Origin of the sequence: Curtobacterium sp. MCBD17_008, assembly GCF_003234475.1 — a bacterium.
Lineage (GTDB): Bacteria > Actinomycetota > Actinomycetes > Actinomycetales > Microbacteriaceae > Curtobacterium.
On record NZ_QKTK01000003.1, the window covers coordinates 76,407 to 90,851 of the forward strand.

Genomic DNA, 14,445 nt, shown 5'->3' on the forward strand with positions numbered 1-14,445 from the left:
CACATCGACCCTAGTTTTCTCCTCAATCCCACGCGGAGACGCCGCGCTCGACCCGATGCGGTAGGGCCTCCGCGCAGAGAAAGGGTTCCACGGATGATCAGAACCACCCGCGCCACCACGGCGCTGGCACTGGCGGGAGCGGCAGCGGTGCTCCTCGTCGGCTGCTCCACCTCGAGCAACGCCGGTGACGGCGCGTCCGAGTCGGCCAAGGCCGGCGGCGCGAAGAAGGACCCGGCCGCGAGCTGCGAGGCCCCCTCGTCGCCCAGCACCGACCCGCTGAAGATCGGTACGATCCTGCCGCTGACCGGGTCGCTGGCCTACCTCAACCCGCCGGCCGAGTCCGGCGTCGGCCTCGCCGTCGAGGACATCAACGCCGCGGGTGGTGTGCTCGACGAGGACGTCACCATCGACCCCGCCACCGACTCCGGCGACAGCAACGACATGACCGTGTCGAGCTCCGCCGCGACGAAGCTCGTGGACGCGAAGGTCCCGGTCGTCATCGGTGCCGAGTCGTCCTCGGTCACGCTCAACGTGATCGACCAGCTCACGAGCAACTGCATGGTGCAGATCTCGCCGGCGAACACGGCGACCGACCTGTCCGGCTACTCGTCGCACTACTACCGCACCGCTCCGCCGGACTCCGTCCAGGGTTCCGCGCTGGGCCAGCTCGTCACGGGTGACGGCAACGCCAAGGTCGCGTTCCTCGTCTTCAACGACACGTACGGCACCGGCCTCCGCAACTCGGTCCAGGAGGCCGTCGAGTCCGCCGGTGGCCAGGTCGTCTACGGCGCCAAGGGCAAGGGCCAGGAGTTCCCGCCCGGACAGACCACGTTCTCGTCCGAGGTGACCGCAGCACTCGCGACCGAGCCCGACGCGATCGTCGTGCTGGCCTTCGACGAGACGAAGTCGATCATCCCCGAGCTCGTCTCGCAGGGGAACAAGGCGAAGATCTACATGTCCGACGGCAACACGGCGGACTACTCGAAGGACTTCGACAAGGGCACCCTCGAGGGCGCGCAGGGCACCATCCCCGGTGCCAGCCCGAAGGACGACCTGAAGAAGCGCCTCGTCGACTTCTACAAGAAGTCCTCGAACAAGGACCTCGCCGACTTCTCGTACGCGGCCGAGTCCTACGACGCCACCACCCTCGCCGCCCTCGCCGCGGTGAAGGGCAAGGGCACCGACTCCGGCACGATCCAGGCCAACATGGCTGCGGTCTCCGGGGCCGACGGCGGCACCGAGTGCTCGACGTTCAAGGACTGCAAGGACCTCCTCGACGACGGTGAGGACATCCACTACACCGGTCCGTCCGGCATCGGTCCGTTCGACTCCAAGAACGACCCGTCGAGCGCCTACATCGGCATCTACAAGTTCGACGGCGACAACAAGCCCGTGTACCAGAGCGCCATCCAGGGCTCGGTCTCGAAGTAACACCCGCCCGACCGACGGCCCCCGGGAGCAGCTGCTCCCGGGGGCCGTTCGCGTGCGCGGGGCATGCGGGCGGCTCGGCTGCGGGCGGGAGCGCGGAGACACCGGCGTCAGCACGTCACGCCGCCGAACGGTCGAGACGACGCGGAACAACGCGGCGTCTCGACATCGAAGCGGCGTCAGGGACAGACAGGCGCGTCCCGCAGGCGCGACTCGCTCGCCGGCCGGGAGGCCCGCCCCGCCCCCGCCGGCTCAGGCCGGCTCGGGTACGGCGTCGGGTCGCGCACCCCGCCGCGCAGCGGTGAACGAGTCGACGGTGAGCAGCACGAGCGCCAACCAGACGATCCCGAAGCCGATCCACCGCGAGACCGACATCGGCTCGTGCTGCACGAGCACCCCCACCAGCAGCTGCATCACGGGTGCGAGGTACTGCGTCAGCCCGAGGGTCGACAGGCTCACCCGACGGGCCGAGGACGCGAAGAGCAGGAGCGGCACCGCGGTCGCCGGCCCGGTCAGCACCGCGACGAGGGTGTGCACCCAGCCCTCGCTCGTGAACGTGACCCCGCCGCCGAGCCCGGTGACGCCGAGCACGACGAGCGCCCCCACCGCGAGCGGGAGCAACCACACGGTCTCGATCGTCAGCCCGCTGAGTGCATCGACCGTGCCGCCCACGCGCTTCTTCACGAGACCGTACGTCCCGAACGAGAACGCCAGCGCCAGCGAGATCCACGGCATCCGTCCGTACCCGACCGCGATGACGACGACGGCCAGGACGCTGACGCCGACGGCGGTCCACTGCAGGGGTCGGAGGCGTTCGCGGAGGACCACCACGCCGAGCGCGATCGTGACGAGCGGGTTGATGAAGTAGCCGAGCGCCGCCTCGACGGTGTGCCCCGTGGTGGTCGCGAGCACGTACACGGTCCAGTTCACCAGGATGAGCCCGGCGGCGATGCCCATGATGCCCATCACCCGCGGCTGCACGAGCAGGGACCGGGTGCGCGGCCACGAGCGGGTCGCGAGGATGGCCACGGCGCAGAACACCAGGCCGAAGACGATCCGCCACGACACGATCTCGAACGCGCCCGCCGGGGCCATGGCCGCGAAGAGCAGGGGCATGAGTCCCCAGAGCCCGTACGCGACGAGGGCCTGCACCACGCCGACGGATGCCTCGCTGCGCGCCGGATGCGTGGGACTCGGTTCACTCACGGAACCATCCTAGGAAGGCGGACCGACGGACGCGGGCGCACCGGGCCTCCCGGCGGTCACCGCGTCCGCAGGACGACGAACGCCCCGCCGGCCAGGCCGACGGGGCGTTCGTGGAGCAGATGTCAGTTCTCGATGACCGCGAGGACGTCGCGGGCGGAGAGGACGAGGAGGTCCTCACCCGAGTACTTGACCTCGGTGCCGCCGTACTTCGAGTAGATGACCTTGTCGCCGACGGCGACGTCGAGCGGCACGCGGTTGCCGTTGTCGTCGATGCGACCCGGACCCACGGCGACGACCTCGCCCTCCTGGGGCTTCTCCTTCGCGGTGTCCGGGATGACCAGACCGGAAGCGGTGGTCTGCTCCGCCTCCACCTGGCGGATGACGATGCGATCTTCGAGCGGCTTGATGCTGACGGCCACGGTGACCTCTTCTTTCTCGGTACGTGTTCGGTACTGACGAAAACCGGGTTGGCACTTCCCTGGGGAGAGTGCCAACCCCAACTGTAGGACGTCACTGGCACTCGGTCAATCCGAGTGCCAGCGCGCCCGCTCTGCCCGCGCCTGGGAGGATCGGGGCATGGACGCCGCCGAACTGACCCAGCTGCTGACCCCGGCGGGGATGGACCTGCTCGACCGTACGCCCTCGGTCTCGGACGGCGGCGAGATCGTCCGGGTGGTGTCCCGCCTCCGGGCCGAGGGGCACGACCCCGCACTCGTCGCGGCGGTCCTCACCCAGGCGAAGCTCCGGCAGAAGGCCCGCGGCAAGTTCGGTGACTTCGCGGCGCGCATGCTCTTCACCGAGGCCGGGCTCGAACAGGCCACGCGGCTGCAGGTGGCCGCGCAGCACGCCGGGCGCTTCGCCGCCGCCGGCCTGCAGCGGGTCGCGGACCTCGGCTGCGGGATCGGCGGGGACGCGCTCGCGATGGCGGCGCTCGACCTCGACGTCACCGCCGTCGACCGGGACGAGGTGACCGCGGCCGTCGCGACGCACAACCTCGCACCGTGGCCGAACGCCCGCGTCGAGCTCGGGGACGCCGCCACGTTCGACGTCAGCTCCGTGGACGGGGTCTGGATGGACCCGGCCCGGCGGACGAGCGGGCACTCGGACACCCGACGACTCGCCGACCCGGACGACTGGTCGCCCTCGCTCGACACCGTGTTCGCCGCCGCGACGACGACCCCGACCGGCGTGAAGCTCGGCCCGGGCATCGACCGCGACCTGATCCCCGACACCGCCGAGGCGCAGTGGACGTCCGTCGACCGCGAGGTCGTCGAACTCGCCCTGTGGTTCGGTCCGCTCGCCCGTCCCGGAGTCCGACGGGCAGCGACCGTCATCGGTCCGCACGGCATCGCCGAACTCACGGGAGCCGCCGACGCCGAGGACGTCGAGGTCGGGCCTCTCGGTGCGTACCTCTACGAACCCGACGGCGCCGTCATCCGCGCCCGGCTCATCGGGGACCTGGCGCGGTCGATCGACGGCCGGATGCTCTCCGAGGGCATCGCCTACGTGACGAGTGACCGGGCGGTCGGGACACCGTTCGCGCAGGCGTTCCGCGTGCTCGACACGATGCCGCTCGACGTCAAGCGGCTGGCGGCACGACTGGCGGCGGACGACATCGGGACCGTCGAGATCAAGAAGCGCGGGGTGGACGTGGACCCGGCCGAGTTCCGCAAGCGCCTGCGACTGCGCGGGCGGGGTCGCGTCACGCTCGTGCTCACCAGACTGGAGGGCCGCCACACCGCAGTCCTGTGCGAGCGCCTCACCGACGTGGCCGGCTGACCGGTCCGGGTGCTGCTGCGCTGCGCGACACACGACGACGGGGCACCGCCGTGGTGGCGGTGCCCCGTCGTCGTCCGGTGCGGTCGTCCTGCGGAGCCGCACGTCGAGCAGGTCAGGCGATGACGGCAGCCGTGCTGCTGGTGTCGTAGCCGTTGTAGTCGTCGTAGCCCCCGTAGTTCGGGTTCTGGGAGGCGAAGACCGCGAACAGGATGAACCCCACGACGCCGATCACGGCCAGCGCGGTGATGATCCAGCCGCCGATGATGCCGGCGAGGGCGAGGCCGCGCCCCTGCTCACCGGTCTGCTTGATGCGTCCGAGGGCCACGTGCCCCATGATCGCGCCGGCGGGGCTGGTCAGGATGGTGAGCGGCCCGAACAGGAGTCCGCCGAAGGCGAAGACGATCGACAGGATCGCGAGCACGCTCGTCTTCTGCTGCTGCCCGTAGGCGTACGGGCTCGAGGCCGCGTACGGGTTGTAGCCGGCCGCGGTTCCTTGCTGGGCGCCGTACGACTGCTGGCCGTACTGCTGCTGGCCGTGGGGCTGCTGGCCGTAGGGCGACTGGCTCGAGGCCTTCTGTCCGCCGTACTGGCCCTGGGACCCCGAGGGGTTCTGCCCGCCGTAGGGGTTCGACGCGCCGTACGGGTTCTGCGAGCCGTACTGGCCCTGCCCGGCCTGCTGCGAGCCGTACTGGTTCGAGCCTGCCTGCTGCGCGCCGTACTGGTTCTGCGAGCCGTACCGGCCAGCCTGGTGGGAGCCGTACTGGCCCGCCTGCGAGCCGTACGCCGCGTGCGACCCGGACTGACCGGGCGTCGCGTACGGGCTCTGCTGCCCGCTGGTCGGCTGCCCGGAGGAGGCCGCACGTCCGCTCGGGTCGCCCGCCGGGTCCGTGACCCCCTGCGCTGCCGACCCCTGGCCGGAGGACGCGAACGGGTCCCGCGCCGCCGGGTCGTGCCCGCGCTCCGGCTCGGTCGACGCGGACGCCGCAGGCTGGTTCGACTCCTGACCCGACGCGCGGTCCGGCGTCTCGTCCGGCTTCGATCGGTCGTTCTGATCGGACACGTGTCACCCCTCCCGGTGGCCGGTCGACCACCGGCACCGATCCTCCCACACGGCTCCCTGCGTCGTTCAGGAGCTGGAGCGGCCCGGGCCGGCGCCCGTCAGACCTGGACCGTGGTGACCGGCAGGGTCGAGTCCGCCGCGATGCCGAGGTCGCTCGGGGCGTGCCCCTCGGTCACGAGCCGCGCACCGACGGCGGCGATCATCGCGCCGTTGTCGGTGCAGAGGTCGAACGGCGGGATCCGCAGTGCGACCCCGGCTGCAGCGCAGCGCTCCTCCGCCACCTGCCGCAGCCGCGCGTTCGCGACGACCCCGCCGCCGAGCAGCAGCCGCTCGACACCGGTGTCCCGGCAGGCGGCGAGCGCCTTGGTCAGCAGGACGTCGACGACGGCCTCGCGGAAGCTCGCGGCGACGTCGGCGACGGGGACCTCGCGACCCTCGTCTCGGCAGCGCTCGACCCACCGGGCGACGGCGGTCTTCAGTCCGGAGAACGAGAAGTCGTAGCGGTGTGCCGCCATGTCCTTCGGCAGCGTCAGACCCCGGGGGAACCGGATGGCCGTCGGGTCGCCCTCGGCTGCCGCGCGGTCGATCTGGGGTCCGCCGGGGTACGGCAGGCCGAGGAGCCGGGCGACCTTGTCGAACGCCTCACCCGCGGCGTCGTCGATCGTCTCGCCGAGCAGTTCCACGTCGCCGACCAGGTCCCGGACGAGCAGGAGCGAGGTGTGGCCGCCCGAGACGAGCAACGCCACGGTCGGGAGTTCGATCTCGGAGCCGTCCGTGCGCAGGACGTCCGCGCCGACGTGCCCGACGAGGTGGTTCACGCCGTACAGCGGCTTGCCGGTCGCCACGGCGAGCGCCTTCGCCGCGCCGACACCGACCATGAGCGCGCCCGCGAGCCCCGGCCCGGCGGTGACGGCGACGGCGTCGAGCTCGTCGAGGGTGACCCCGGCCTGCTCGAGCGCCTGGTGCAGGGTCGGCGTCATCGCCTCGAGGTGCGCCCGTGCGGCGACCTCGGGCACGACGCCGCCGTAGCGGGCGTGCTCGTCCATGCTCGACGCGATGACGTTCGCGAGCAGGGTGGTCCCGCGCACGATGCCGACGCCGGTCTCGTCGCACGAGGTCTCGATGCCGAGCACCAGTGGTTCAGCCGCGGTCATCGAGCGCCTCCTGTCCGATCGGTCCCGGTCCGGTGGCGTCCGGCACGGATTCGGCGCGCATCACCCACGCGTCGACGCCGTCGGGCTGGTAGTACCGCGGCCGGACGGCGATCTGCTCGAACCCGGCCGCCGTGTACATCGCCTGCGCCACGGGGTTGTCCGCGCGGACCTCGAGGAACACCTCGTGCACCCCGCGGCGACGTGCCTCGTCGAGGAGTTCCGTGAACAGCACCCGGCCGAGGCCCTTGCCGCGGTGCTCGGCCGCGACCGCGATGGTCTGCACGTCCGCGACCGGGTTGCCAGGCAGCGAGGACAGCCCGGCGTACCCGACGACCGTCGGTGCGGTGCCCTCCTCGATGGTCTCGATGACGACGTAGTACCCGTGCGGGGAGTGCAACTCACCGGACATCTGCGAGGCCGACCAGGCATCGGTCGGGAACGAGACCTGCTCGAGCCACATGACGTCGTCGAGGTCCTGCGGGTGCGCGCGACGGAGCCGCAGTCCGTCGGGCAGCACGGCGGTCACCGGGCCACCCGCTTCGGCGCTCCCGGCATCGTCACGTCGGGTTCGCGCAGGTAGACCGGGGTGTCGGCGGCCAGGGGTGCGCCGGAGGCGAGCCGGTCCGCGGCCAGCACCCCGAGCCTCCCGGCCGGGATGGTCGCGGCCGTCACGCGCCGCCAGTCGACGGCCTCCGGACGGGAGGCCCGCAGCACGTCGTCCAGGTCTGCCGGCTTCGCGAGTCCCGGACCTGCGACGCGCGTGCCGTCGGCGTCGTAGGCGCTCCAGGCGACCTCGCGGCGGCGGGCGTCGGTGAGGACGACGAGCGGCCCGGGCTCCCCCGTCGCGACCGCGTCGTGACTGACGAGCGGGAGGAACGGGACGGCGCGTGCGGCTGCGAAGGTGCGGGCGGCGGCGATCCCGACGCGGAGGCCGGTGAAGGGGCCGGGACCCATGCCGGCGACGACGCCCGTGACGGCCGACGGGGTGACCTCGGCGGCGCGCAGGACCTCGTCGAGGAACGGGCCGATCACCTCGGCGTGCCGACGGGTGTCGTCGGTCGCGCGCTCGGCGAGGACCTGCCCGGTCGTCGGGTCGACGACGGCGACGGAGGTCCCGGCGGAGGTGTCGATCGCGAGCAGCACTCGTCCATCGTAGGCGCGGTGCCGTGACGGGTCGTTCGTGCTGAGCGACGGTCCGCGGGGCAGCGGCCGCGAACACTGTCGCTCAGCGAGGACCGTGCCCGACCGGCCCGGTCACAACCGCGGGTCCACCGCCTCCGACTCCATCGCCAGCACCCCGAACACGGGCTGGTGCACCCGCCACAGCGGCTCCCGATCGACGAAGCGCGCGAGTGACTCGAGCCCGAGGGCGTACTCCCGCAGCGCCATCGACCGCTTGTGGCCGAGGTCCCGGTCCTTCAGGCGCGCCAGGTTCGCCGGTTCCGTGTACTCCGGCCCGTAGATGATCCGCAGGTACTCGCGGCCGCGGACCTTCACGCCCGGCTGCACGAGCCCCTTCGGCCCGGGCGTGAGGTTCGACTCCGGCTTCACGACGGCGCCCTCACCCCCGGCACCGGTCAGTTCCTGCCACCAGTCGACCCCGGCGGCGCGGGACACGTCGTCGTGTACGTCCACGAGCAGCGACCGCGTGGCACGGACGACACCGGGAGCGGCGGCGGCGAGGCGTCCCGCCACCTCCATGTGCCAGCCGTGCGGCCGGTCCGCGAACGTCCGCCCCTCGGCCGCGAGGACCTGGAAGGGCGCGAACCGCACGTCGTCGATCCCGGTCGCGGGCGCCGCGTAGCGCCGGTAGGACTCGGTGTACGCGGCGGCGTCGACCGCTCGCTGCTCCGTCCGGGCCAGCAGGTCCGTCACGTCCACGCCGGCGTCACGGGCCGCGGCGAGCGCCGTCAGTGTCGCGGGGAACGCCCCGGCCGCTGCTGCACCCACCTCGGCGTACCAGTCGCGGATCATGCCCTCGGCCTTGACCGCCCACGGCAGCACCTCGCCGTCGAGGAGCACCCAGTCGGAGTCGAGCTCCGCCCACAGCCCGGCCGCATCGACCGCGGCGTCGACCCGGGACAGGAACGTCTCGGTGCCGGTCTCGTCGAAGAACGCCCGGCCGGTGCGCGTGGTCACGACTCCGCGCCAGCCCGCCGGGGCGTCGAAGCGCGCCGGGTCCCTGGTGAGGAGCACGGTGGCCCGGGAGCCCATGTGCTTCTCCTCCATCCGGACCGTGTCGACGCCCTGGCCCCGGTAGTACGCGTACGCCTCGTCCGGGTGCTCGAGGTGGTCGGGGCGTGCGGACGTCGCCACCGGACTCATCGTCGGCGGCAGGTACGGCAGCCACCGCGGGTCGACCGCGAAGCGGCTCATCACCTCGAGCGCGCCGGCGGCGTTCTCGGCGCGGATGCCGACCCGTCCGAGGTGCCGGGTCTCGACGACCTGCTTGCCGGTGACGTCCTCGATCGGGAGCAGCCCGCGGACGCGACGGGGCGAGGCGGAGGCGACGGTGGGCCTCCCGGCCGGACTGGAGGCACGTCCACCGTCCGTCCCGTCGGCCCCCGTCGCCGACGTGCGCAACGGCTCGAGCGGCTTGGCGGGTTCGTGGTGCACGCGCTCGGCGTCCACCTGGACGACCTCGCGCTCCGGGTAGCGGAGCGCGGAGAGCTTCCCGCCGAACACACACCCGGTGTCGAGGCACATCGTGCCGTTGATCCACTCGGCGTCGACTGTCGGCGTGTGACCGTAGAGGACCATGGCCCGGCCGCGGTAGTCGTCGGCCCACGGCAGCCGCACCGGCAGCCCGTACTCGTCGCTCTCACCGGTTGTGTCGCCGTACAGCGCGAAGGAGCGGACCCGCCCGGAGGCCCGGCCCTGGTACTGCTCCTTCAGGCCGGCGTGTGCCACGACCAGCTGGCCGTCGTCGAGCACGAGGTGCCCCACGAGGGCTCGACAGAACTCGCGGACCTCGGTGCGGAAGTCCTCCGGCTCCTCGGCGAGCTGCGCGAGCGTCTCGGCGAGGCCGTGACCGGTCTGCACCTTGCGGCCGTCGAGCGCGCGGACGAGCTTGTCCTCGTGGTTGCCCGGCACGGCGAGGGCGTGGCCGTTCCGCACCATGCCCATCACGAGGCGGAGGACGCCCGGGGTGTCCGGACCGCGGTCGACGAGGTCGCCGAGGAACACCGCTCGGCGGCCGTCGGGGTGGACGGCGTCGACGGGCCGCCCGGCGTCGTCACGCACGAGCGACCAGCCGAGGCGTCCGAGCAGCGACTCGAGCTCGGACCGGCAGCCGTGCACGTCGCCGATGACGTCGAAGGGACCGTGCTCCTCCGTCCGGTCGTTGAGCAGCGGCTCGCGGACGATCGTCGCGGCGGCGATCTCGTCCTCCCCGTGCAGGACGTGCACGCGGCGGAAGCCCTCCTTGCCGAGCCCCTTCAGTCCGCGGCGGAGCTGCCCCTGCTGGCGGCGGACCACGTCGGCGCCGAACTCCCGGTCGGTGCGGGCCGCGTTGCGGGCGACGCACAGGGCCTCCGGGACGTCGAGCACGATCGCGACGGGCAGGACGTCGTGCTCACGGGCGAGCCGGACGAGGTCGCGGCGGGACTCCGGCTGCACGTTCGTGGCGTCGACCACGGTCAGCAGCCCCGCGCGGAGTCGCTGCGCAGCGACGTGCTTCAGCGCGTCGAACGCGGCGGGGGTCGCGGCCTGGTCGTTCTCGTCGTTCGACACGAGCCCGCGGAAGAAGTCACTCGACAGCGTCTCGAACCGGCCGAAGTGCTGCGCGGCGAACGTGGACTTGCCGGAGCCACTCGTCCCCACGAGCAGCACGAGGGACATGGTGGGGATCGGCAGGGCGGTCATGCGGTGCCTCCGGTCGCGGTGCTGGTGCTGGTCGTCGTCGTACGGCGGAACAGGGCGAGTTGCGTGGGCGGGCCCACCTCGGGGTCGTCGTCGCCGACGGGTCGGAACTCGACGGTGTACCCGTGCCGGTCGCCGACGGCCTGCCCCCAGGCCCGGAACTCGGCGCGGGTCCACTCGAACCGGTGGTCGGGGTGCCGGAAGTGCCCGGCCGCCAGGTGCTCGTAGCGGACGTTGTGCTCCGCGTTCGGTGTCGTGACGACGACCGCACCGGGCCGTGCGGCCTGGAACACCGAGGCCTCGAGGGCCGGCAGCCGCTCGGGGTCGACGTGTTCGACGACCTCCATGAGGACGACCGCGTCGAGCCCGGCGATCCGGTCGTCGGAGTACGTCACCGAGGACTGCAGCAACCGGACGCGGGCGCGCTGCTCGTCGCTGACGTCGTCCAGCCGCAGCCGACGCTCGGCGCGGGCGAGCTCCCGCGGCGCCACGTCGGTGCCGATGAGCGTCGTGAAGGACCGGTCGGCGAAGAGGCGCCGGAGCAGGGCGCCCTCACCGCAGCCGACGTCGGCGACCGTGCGGGCCCGGACGTCGGCGAGTGCCGTGAGCACCGCGTCCGCACGACGCCGGTACAACGGCGTCTCGGCGGCCACGTCGTCGACTGGAGGTGCCGGGTCGACGGCTGCCGTGCCTCCCGGACCGTCGCCCCTCCCGCCGTCCGCGACCCCGGCGTCGAGGTCCGCGTCGACGCCGAGGAGGCGCGTGGTCGCGTCGTCGACGAGCCCGCGCTGGTGCGCCAGCGAGCGGGTTGTGATGAGCTCGCGGAGCGGGTGGGCCGCGAGCCAGCCCTCGCCGCGGCGGAGGAGCATGCCGACCTCGTCGTCGCCGACCCAGTAGTGCTTCGCGTCGTCGAGGACCGGCAGCAGCACGGTCAGCTGCCGCAGCGCGTCGGCGAGCCGGACCTGTCCGCGGAGGCGGAGCCCGACCGTGGCGGCGTCGCCCCACTCGGGCCTGGTCTCGTCGAGCGGACGCCGGGCCTCCTCGACGGTCCACCCGAGCGGCGTGAACAACCGCGTCGCGAGCCCCGTCCCGTGCTCGTCGACCTCGCTCGGCACGCTGGTGAGGGCGAGTTCGAGGTCCATCGGCGCCGCGGCGCGCTCCGGCCGGGAGGCGCTCCGACCGCCCATGGCGCTCCGGAACACCTGCCCGATCGCGAGCGCGAGCATCGACGTCGACGCGTAGGGCCGGTCGTTCACGTACCGCGAGAGGGCCTGCGCATCGGCGCCGTACCGCTTGCTCCGGGCGAGGGCGATCGCGTCGACCTCGAGGAGCAGGGCCGCGGTGCACGTGGTCGCCGTGTCCGCGGGGTAGAAGACGTGCGCCGTCCCCACGCTGAGGTCGAACGACTGCGCGCGCCCGGGGTGCTTGTGGAGCAGGTGCGAGAGGTCCGGCGCGGCCTCGCCCCGGGTGGTGATGGTCACGAGCATCCGTGGCCTCCGATCGTCGTCGTCCGGCGTCCTGCCGTCCGGCGGGGTCGAGGCCGGAGAGCGAGCCTAGTACGACGACGTGGCGGACCGGGAGCACAGGCGGCACCAGCAGACTGGGACGTCGACCGACCAGCCACGTCCGGCACCGGTCGACCCGGACAGGAGGCCCGTGATGGTCGTGTACGACAGCCGACCGGTCCGACGTGTCCGCCAGGTCGTCGCCGACCTCCTCGTCCTCGTCGGTCTGGTCCTCACCGTGGTGGTCGGCAGGGAGGTCGCCGGCTCGATCGAACGGCTCGCGTCCATCGGCACCCGGGTGCAGGACGAGGGCTCGGCGTTCCAGCGGCAGCTGTCGGCGACCGCACGGGCCCTCGCGGACATCCCCCTCGCCGGCGACGCCGTGAGTGCGCCCCTGCGGAGGGCGAGCGAGCACGCCGGCGCCGTGGCGGCCGCGGGAGCGCAGCAGCACGACACCGCCGTCCACCTGGCGCACCTCGTCGGCGGCGGCCTCACCGTCGTGTTCGTCGTGGTCCTGCTCCTCGTCTGGACGCGCACCCGTGGGCGGTTCGTCCGTGCCGCGACCGCCACCCGCGAGGTCGACCGTGGACCGGACGGGACCGAGGTCCTGGCACTCCGGGCACTCGTCGGGCGCGATGCCGTGACCGCGCTCGGCCCCGGTGTCGTCGACCGGTGGCGGGAGCGGGACCCGGCGACGATCGCGGCCCTCGCGGACCTCGAGCGGCGCAGCTGCGGGCTGCGGAGCCGACCCGGTCGGCCCTGACCGATCGGTCTCTTGCCGAGCGCAGTGCTCGGCGGTACCGTTCCGCCATCGACGGAGGAGTCCCGATGCCCGCGCGCTTCGTGTACTGGATGAACGTCTCGCTCGACCTGCTCATCGAACGGGACCGCGGCGACCACAGCGGCCTCGAGGGGCCCGACTGGCTCCACATCGACGGCCCCCTGCACCGCGAGTTCAACGACCGTGCCCGCGCGATGACGATGTTCGTCGAGGGCCGCGTCGTCCGCGACATGATGGACCCGTTCTGGCCGGACGCGCGCGACGACGACTCGCTGCCGGAGTGGTTCCGCGAGTTCGGGCACATCTGGACCGACATCCCGAAGGTCCTGGTGTCGCGGACCAGGACGACGGCCGACCACCACACCCGGGTCATCGGCGGTGACGACGCGATCGCACAGCTCGCGGCCCTGCGGCAGGAGTCCGAGGGGGACATCGCGGTCGGCGGCGCGACCCTCGCCACGCAGCTGCTCGCCGCGGGGCTCGTCGACGAGCTCCTGCTGTACACGCACCCCGCGGTCCTCGGCAGCGGTCGACCGCTCTTCGACGAGCCGGTCCCGGCGCCCCTGCTGCTCGACCTCCTCGAACAGCGCGCGTTCGACAACGGGGTCACCCTGCACCGGTACGCGGTCCGGGGAGCGTCCGCGTGACGACGGCCGTACTGCACGCCGCGGCGTCCTGTGTGTCCGATGCCGTGCCGTGCGACGACGGTGGCGCGACCGACGTGACAGGGCTGTTCGTCACCGTGGTCCTCGTCGTGTCGGCACTGGTGCTGCTCGGCATCGTGCTGCTCGGCCGCCAGCGCCGCTGACGCGCCCTGCGCCCCCACGACCCGGACGTCGGACCCGTCGGACCCGTCGGACCCGTCGGGCGAGGGTCGAGGGCGCTCGCGGCAGGTTCGGGTCTCCGCGACGAGCGCCCTCGCGCTACGACGCCGTCGGGTACGACGCGTGGTCACGACGAGGTCAGCCCGGGAACAGGGATCGGGCATCCGCGGCCAGGGTCCGCGGTGTAGCGCGGGCGACGCTACGCCGTCTGCGCTCGATACCCAAGCGTTTCGAGCGAGTTGGCCGATCTCCGCGTGCCCCGGACGGGAGGCCCGCCCGGCGTCACGGACGTCGGTGCGGTTCACGGGCCTCCCGTCCGGCGGACGCCGGGGACCCGCCGCGGACACCCGTCCCGGGGACGGGACGCGGGTCAGAGGGTGATGCCCTGCCAACGCGGGCCGCTGCCGGTGACGACGACGCGGCGCGGCTCGTCCGGGACGTCGTCGGGGTCGACGTCGTCCCCGGCCCCGGCGGCACCGCCGGTCGCGCGGACGATCTCGACGTCGAGGACGCTGTCGCTGACCCCGTCGACCATGCCCCGGCCCCACTCGACGACGACGATCGAGCCGTCCCAGTCGAGGTCCAGGTCGTCGAGTTCCACCGGGTCGGACAGGCGGTACGCGTCGACGTGCACCAGGTCCGGTCCGGCCGTCGTCGGGTGGGTGCGCGCGAGCACGAACGTCGGACTCGACACCTGCCCCCGCGCCCCGAGTGCTGCGCCGAGGCCGCGGGTCATCGTGGTCTTGCCGGCGCCGAGCGGCCCGGTCAGCACGACGAGGTCACCGGCGCGCAGGACCGCCGCGAGCCGTGCGCCGAGCGCGCCCATCTGCTCCGTCGTGTCCACCGT

The 14,445-nt window shown here is 72.9% G+C and carries 14 protein-coding genes; 5 read left to right on the forward strand and 9 right to left on the reverse strand.

All coding sequences use genetic code 11. From position 1 onward, the window contains the following. Positions 1 to 93: 93 nt before the first annotated feature. On the forward strand, positions 94 to 1,431 hold the full coding sequence (locus tag DEI95_RS03795; protein WP_110824202.1) for an ABC transporter substrate-binding protein: 1,338 nt from the start codon (positions 94 to 96) through the stop codon (positions 1,429 to 1,431). 249 nt (positions 1,432 to 1,680) lie between these two features. On the opposite strand, the gene rarD is transcribed toward DEI95_RS03795, so the two are convergent. Next, the gene (gene rarD, locus DEI95_RS03800) at positions 1,681 to 2,634 is read right to left on the reverse strand and encodes an EamA family transporter RarD (protein WP_111059438.1); all 954 of its coding nucleotides are present in this window, start codon (positions 2,632 to 2,634) and stop codon (positions 1,681 to 1,683) included. A gap of 122 nt (positions 2,635 to 2,756) precedes the next feature. Then, a complete protein-coding gene (gene groES, locus DEI95_RS03805; RefSeq protein ID WP_110824204.1) occupies positions 2,757 to 3,053 on the reverse strand; it encodes a co-chaperone GroES in 297 nt (98 codons plus the stop codon). 157 nt (positions 3,054 to 3,210) lie between these two features. On the opposite strand from groES, the gene DEI95_RS03810 reads away from it, so the two are divergent. After that, positions 3,211 to 4,413, forward strand: a complete 1,203-nt coding sequence (locus DEI95_RS03810) for a class I SAM-dependent methyltransferase (protein WP_110889256.1) — start codon at positions 3,211 to 3,213, stop codon at positions 4,411 to 4,413. 112 nt (positions 4,414 to 4,525) lie between these two features. Here DEI95_RS03810 and DEI95_RS03815 read toward each other — a convergent pair whose 3' ends face one another. From DEI95_RS03815 to DEI95_RS03840, 6 genes are all read right to left on the reverse strand, one after another. Next, positions 4,526 to 5,473 (reverse strand): DUF4190 domain-containing protein, encoded by a 948-nt coding sequence (locus DEI95_RS03815; RefSeq protein WP_111059439.1) that lies wholly within the window; start codon positions 5,471 to 5,473, stop codon positions 4,526 to 4,528. A 98-nt stretch (positions 5,474 to 5,571) separates the two neighbouring features. Further along, positions 5,572 to 6,627 carry a tRNA (adenosine(37)-N6)-threonylcarbamoyltransferase complex transferase subunit TsaD gene (gene tsaD / locus DEI95_RS03820; RefSeq protein ID WP_110889258.1) on the reverse strand — a complete coding sequence of 352 codons (1,056 nt, stop codon included), beginning with the start codon at positions 6,625 to 6,627 and terminating at the stop codon, positions 5,572 to 5,574. Then, the gene (rimI, locus tag DEI95_RS03825) at positions 6,614 to 7,153 is read right to left on the reverse strand and encodes a ribosomal protein S18-alanine N-acetyltransferase (RefSeq protein WP_258367442.1); all 540 of its coding nucleotides are present in this window, start codon (positions 7,151 to 7,153) and stop codon (positions 6,614 to 6,616) included. The genes tsaD and rimI overlap by 14 nt, the downstream gene beginning before the upstream one ends. Further along, positions 7,150 to 7,770, reverse strand: coding sequence for a tRNA (adenosine(37)-N6)-threonylcarbamoyltransferase complex dimerization subunit type 1 TsaB (gene tsaB, locus DEI95_RS03830; protein ID WP_111059440.1), 621 nt, complete (start codon positions 7,768 to 7,770; stop codon positions 7,150 to 7,152). The genes rimI and tsaB overlap by 4 nt, the downstream gene beginning before the upstream one ends. A gap of 111 nt (positions 7,771 to 7,881) precedes the next feature. Continuing rightward, on the reverse strand, positions 7,882 to 10,491 hold the full coding sequence (locus DEI95_RS03835) for a polynucleotide kinase-phosphatase (RefSeq protein ID WP_111059441.1): 2,610 nt from the start codon (positions 10,489 to 10,491) through the stop codon (positions 7,882 to 7,884). Further along, positions 10,488 to 11,975 carry a 3' terminal RNA ribose 2'-O-methyltransferase Hen1 gene (locus tag DEI95_RS03840; RefSeq protein WP_111059442.1) on the reverse strand — a complete coding sequence of 496 codons (1,488 nt, stop codon included), beginning with the start codon at positions 11,973 to 11,975 and terminating at the stop codon, positions 10,488 to 10,490. Before DEI95_RS03840 ends, DEI95_RS03835 begins: the two co-directional genes overlap by 4 nt. A gap of 172 nt (positions 11,976 to 12,147) precedes the next feature. Between DEI95_RS03840 and DEI95_RS03845 the strand changes: the two genes are divergently transcribed. From DEI95_RS03845 to DEI95_RS16595, 3 genes are all read left to right on the forward strand, one after another. Then, on the forward strand, positions 12,148 to 12,756 hold the full coding sequence (locus tag DEI95_RS03845) for a hypothetical protein (RefSeq protein ID WP_111059443.1): 609 nt from the start codon (positions 12,148 to 12,150) through the stop codon (positions 12,754 to 12,756). Between the two features lie 65 nt (positions 12,757 to 12,821). Then, complete coding sequence (locus DEI95_RS03850) at positions 12,822 to 13,421, forward strand: dihydrofolate reductase family protein (protein ID WP_110824212.1); 600 nt, start codon at positions 12,822 to 12,824, stop codon at positions 13,419 to 13,421. After that, entirely contained in the window at positions 13,418 to 13,582 is a 165-nt protein-coding gene (locus tag DEI95_RS16595; RefSeq protein WP_181419461.1) for a hypothetical protein, read from the forward strand. Before DEI95_RS03850 ends, DEI95_RS16595 begins: the two co-directional genes overlap by 4 nt. Positions 13,583 to 13,968: 386 nt before the next feature. Here the strand turns inward: DEI95_RS16595 and tsaE are convergent, their stop codons facing one another. Next, positions 13,969 to 14,424 carry a tRNA (adenosine(37)-N6)-threonylcarbamoyltransferase complex ATPase subunit type 1 TsaE gene (gene tsaE / locus DEI95_RS03855; protein WP_111059587.1) on the reverse strand — a complete coding sequence of 152 codons (456 nt, stop codon included), beginning with the start codon at positions 14,422 to 14,424 and terminating at the stop codon, positions 13,969 to 13,971. Positions 14,425 to 14,445: the final 21 nt, after the last annotated feature.

Bases quoted from the DNA above. Each gene is read 5' to 3' on its own strand.
- DEI95_RS03795 (WP_110824202.1), top strand. From the start codon at position 94: ATGATCAGAACCACCCGCGCCACCACGGCGCTGGCACTGGCGGGAGCG.
- DEI95_RS03810 (WP_110889256.1), top strand. From the start codon at position 3,211: ATGGACGCCGCCGAACTGACCCAGCTGCTGACCCCGGCGGGGATGGAC.
- tsaD (WP_110889258.1), bottom strand. From the start codon at position 6,627: ATGACCGCGGCTGAACCACTGGTGCTCGGCATCGAGACCTCGTGCGAC.
- DEI95_RS03835 (WP_111059441.1), bottom strand. From the start codon at position 10,491: ATGACCGCCCTGCCGATCCCCACCATGTCCCTCGTGCTGCTCGTGGGG.
- DEI95_RS03840 (WP_111059442.1), bottom strand. From the start codon at position 11,975: ATGCTCGTGACCATCACCACCCGGGGCGAGGCCGCGCCGGACCTCTCG.
- DEI95_RS03845 (WP_111059443.1), top strand. From the start codon at position 12,148: ATGGTCGTGTACGACAGCCGACCGGTCCGACGTGTCCGCCAGGTCGTC.
- DEI95_RS03850 (WP_110824212.1), top strand. From the start codon at position 12,822: ATGCCCGCGCGCTTCGTGTACTGGATGAACGTCTCGCTCGACCTGCTC.
- tsaE (WP_111059587.1), bottom strand. From the start codon at position 14,424: ATGGGCGCGCTCGGCGCACGGCTCGCGGCGGTCCTGCGCGCCGGTGAC.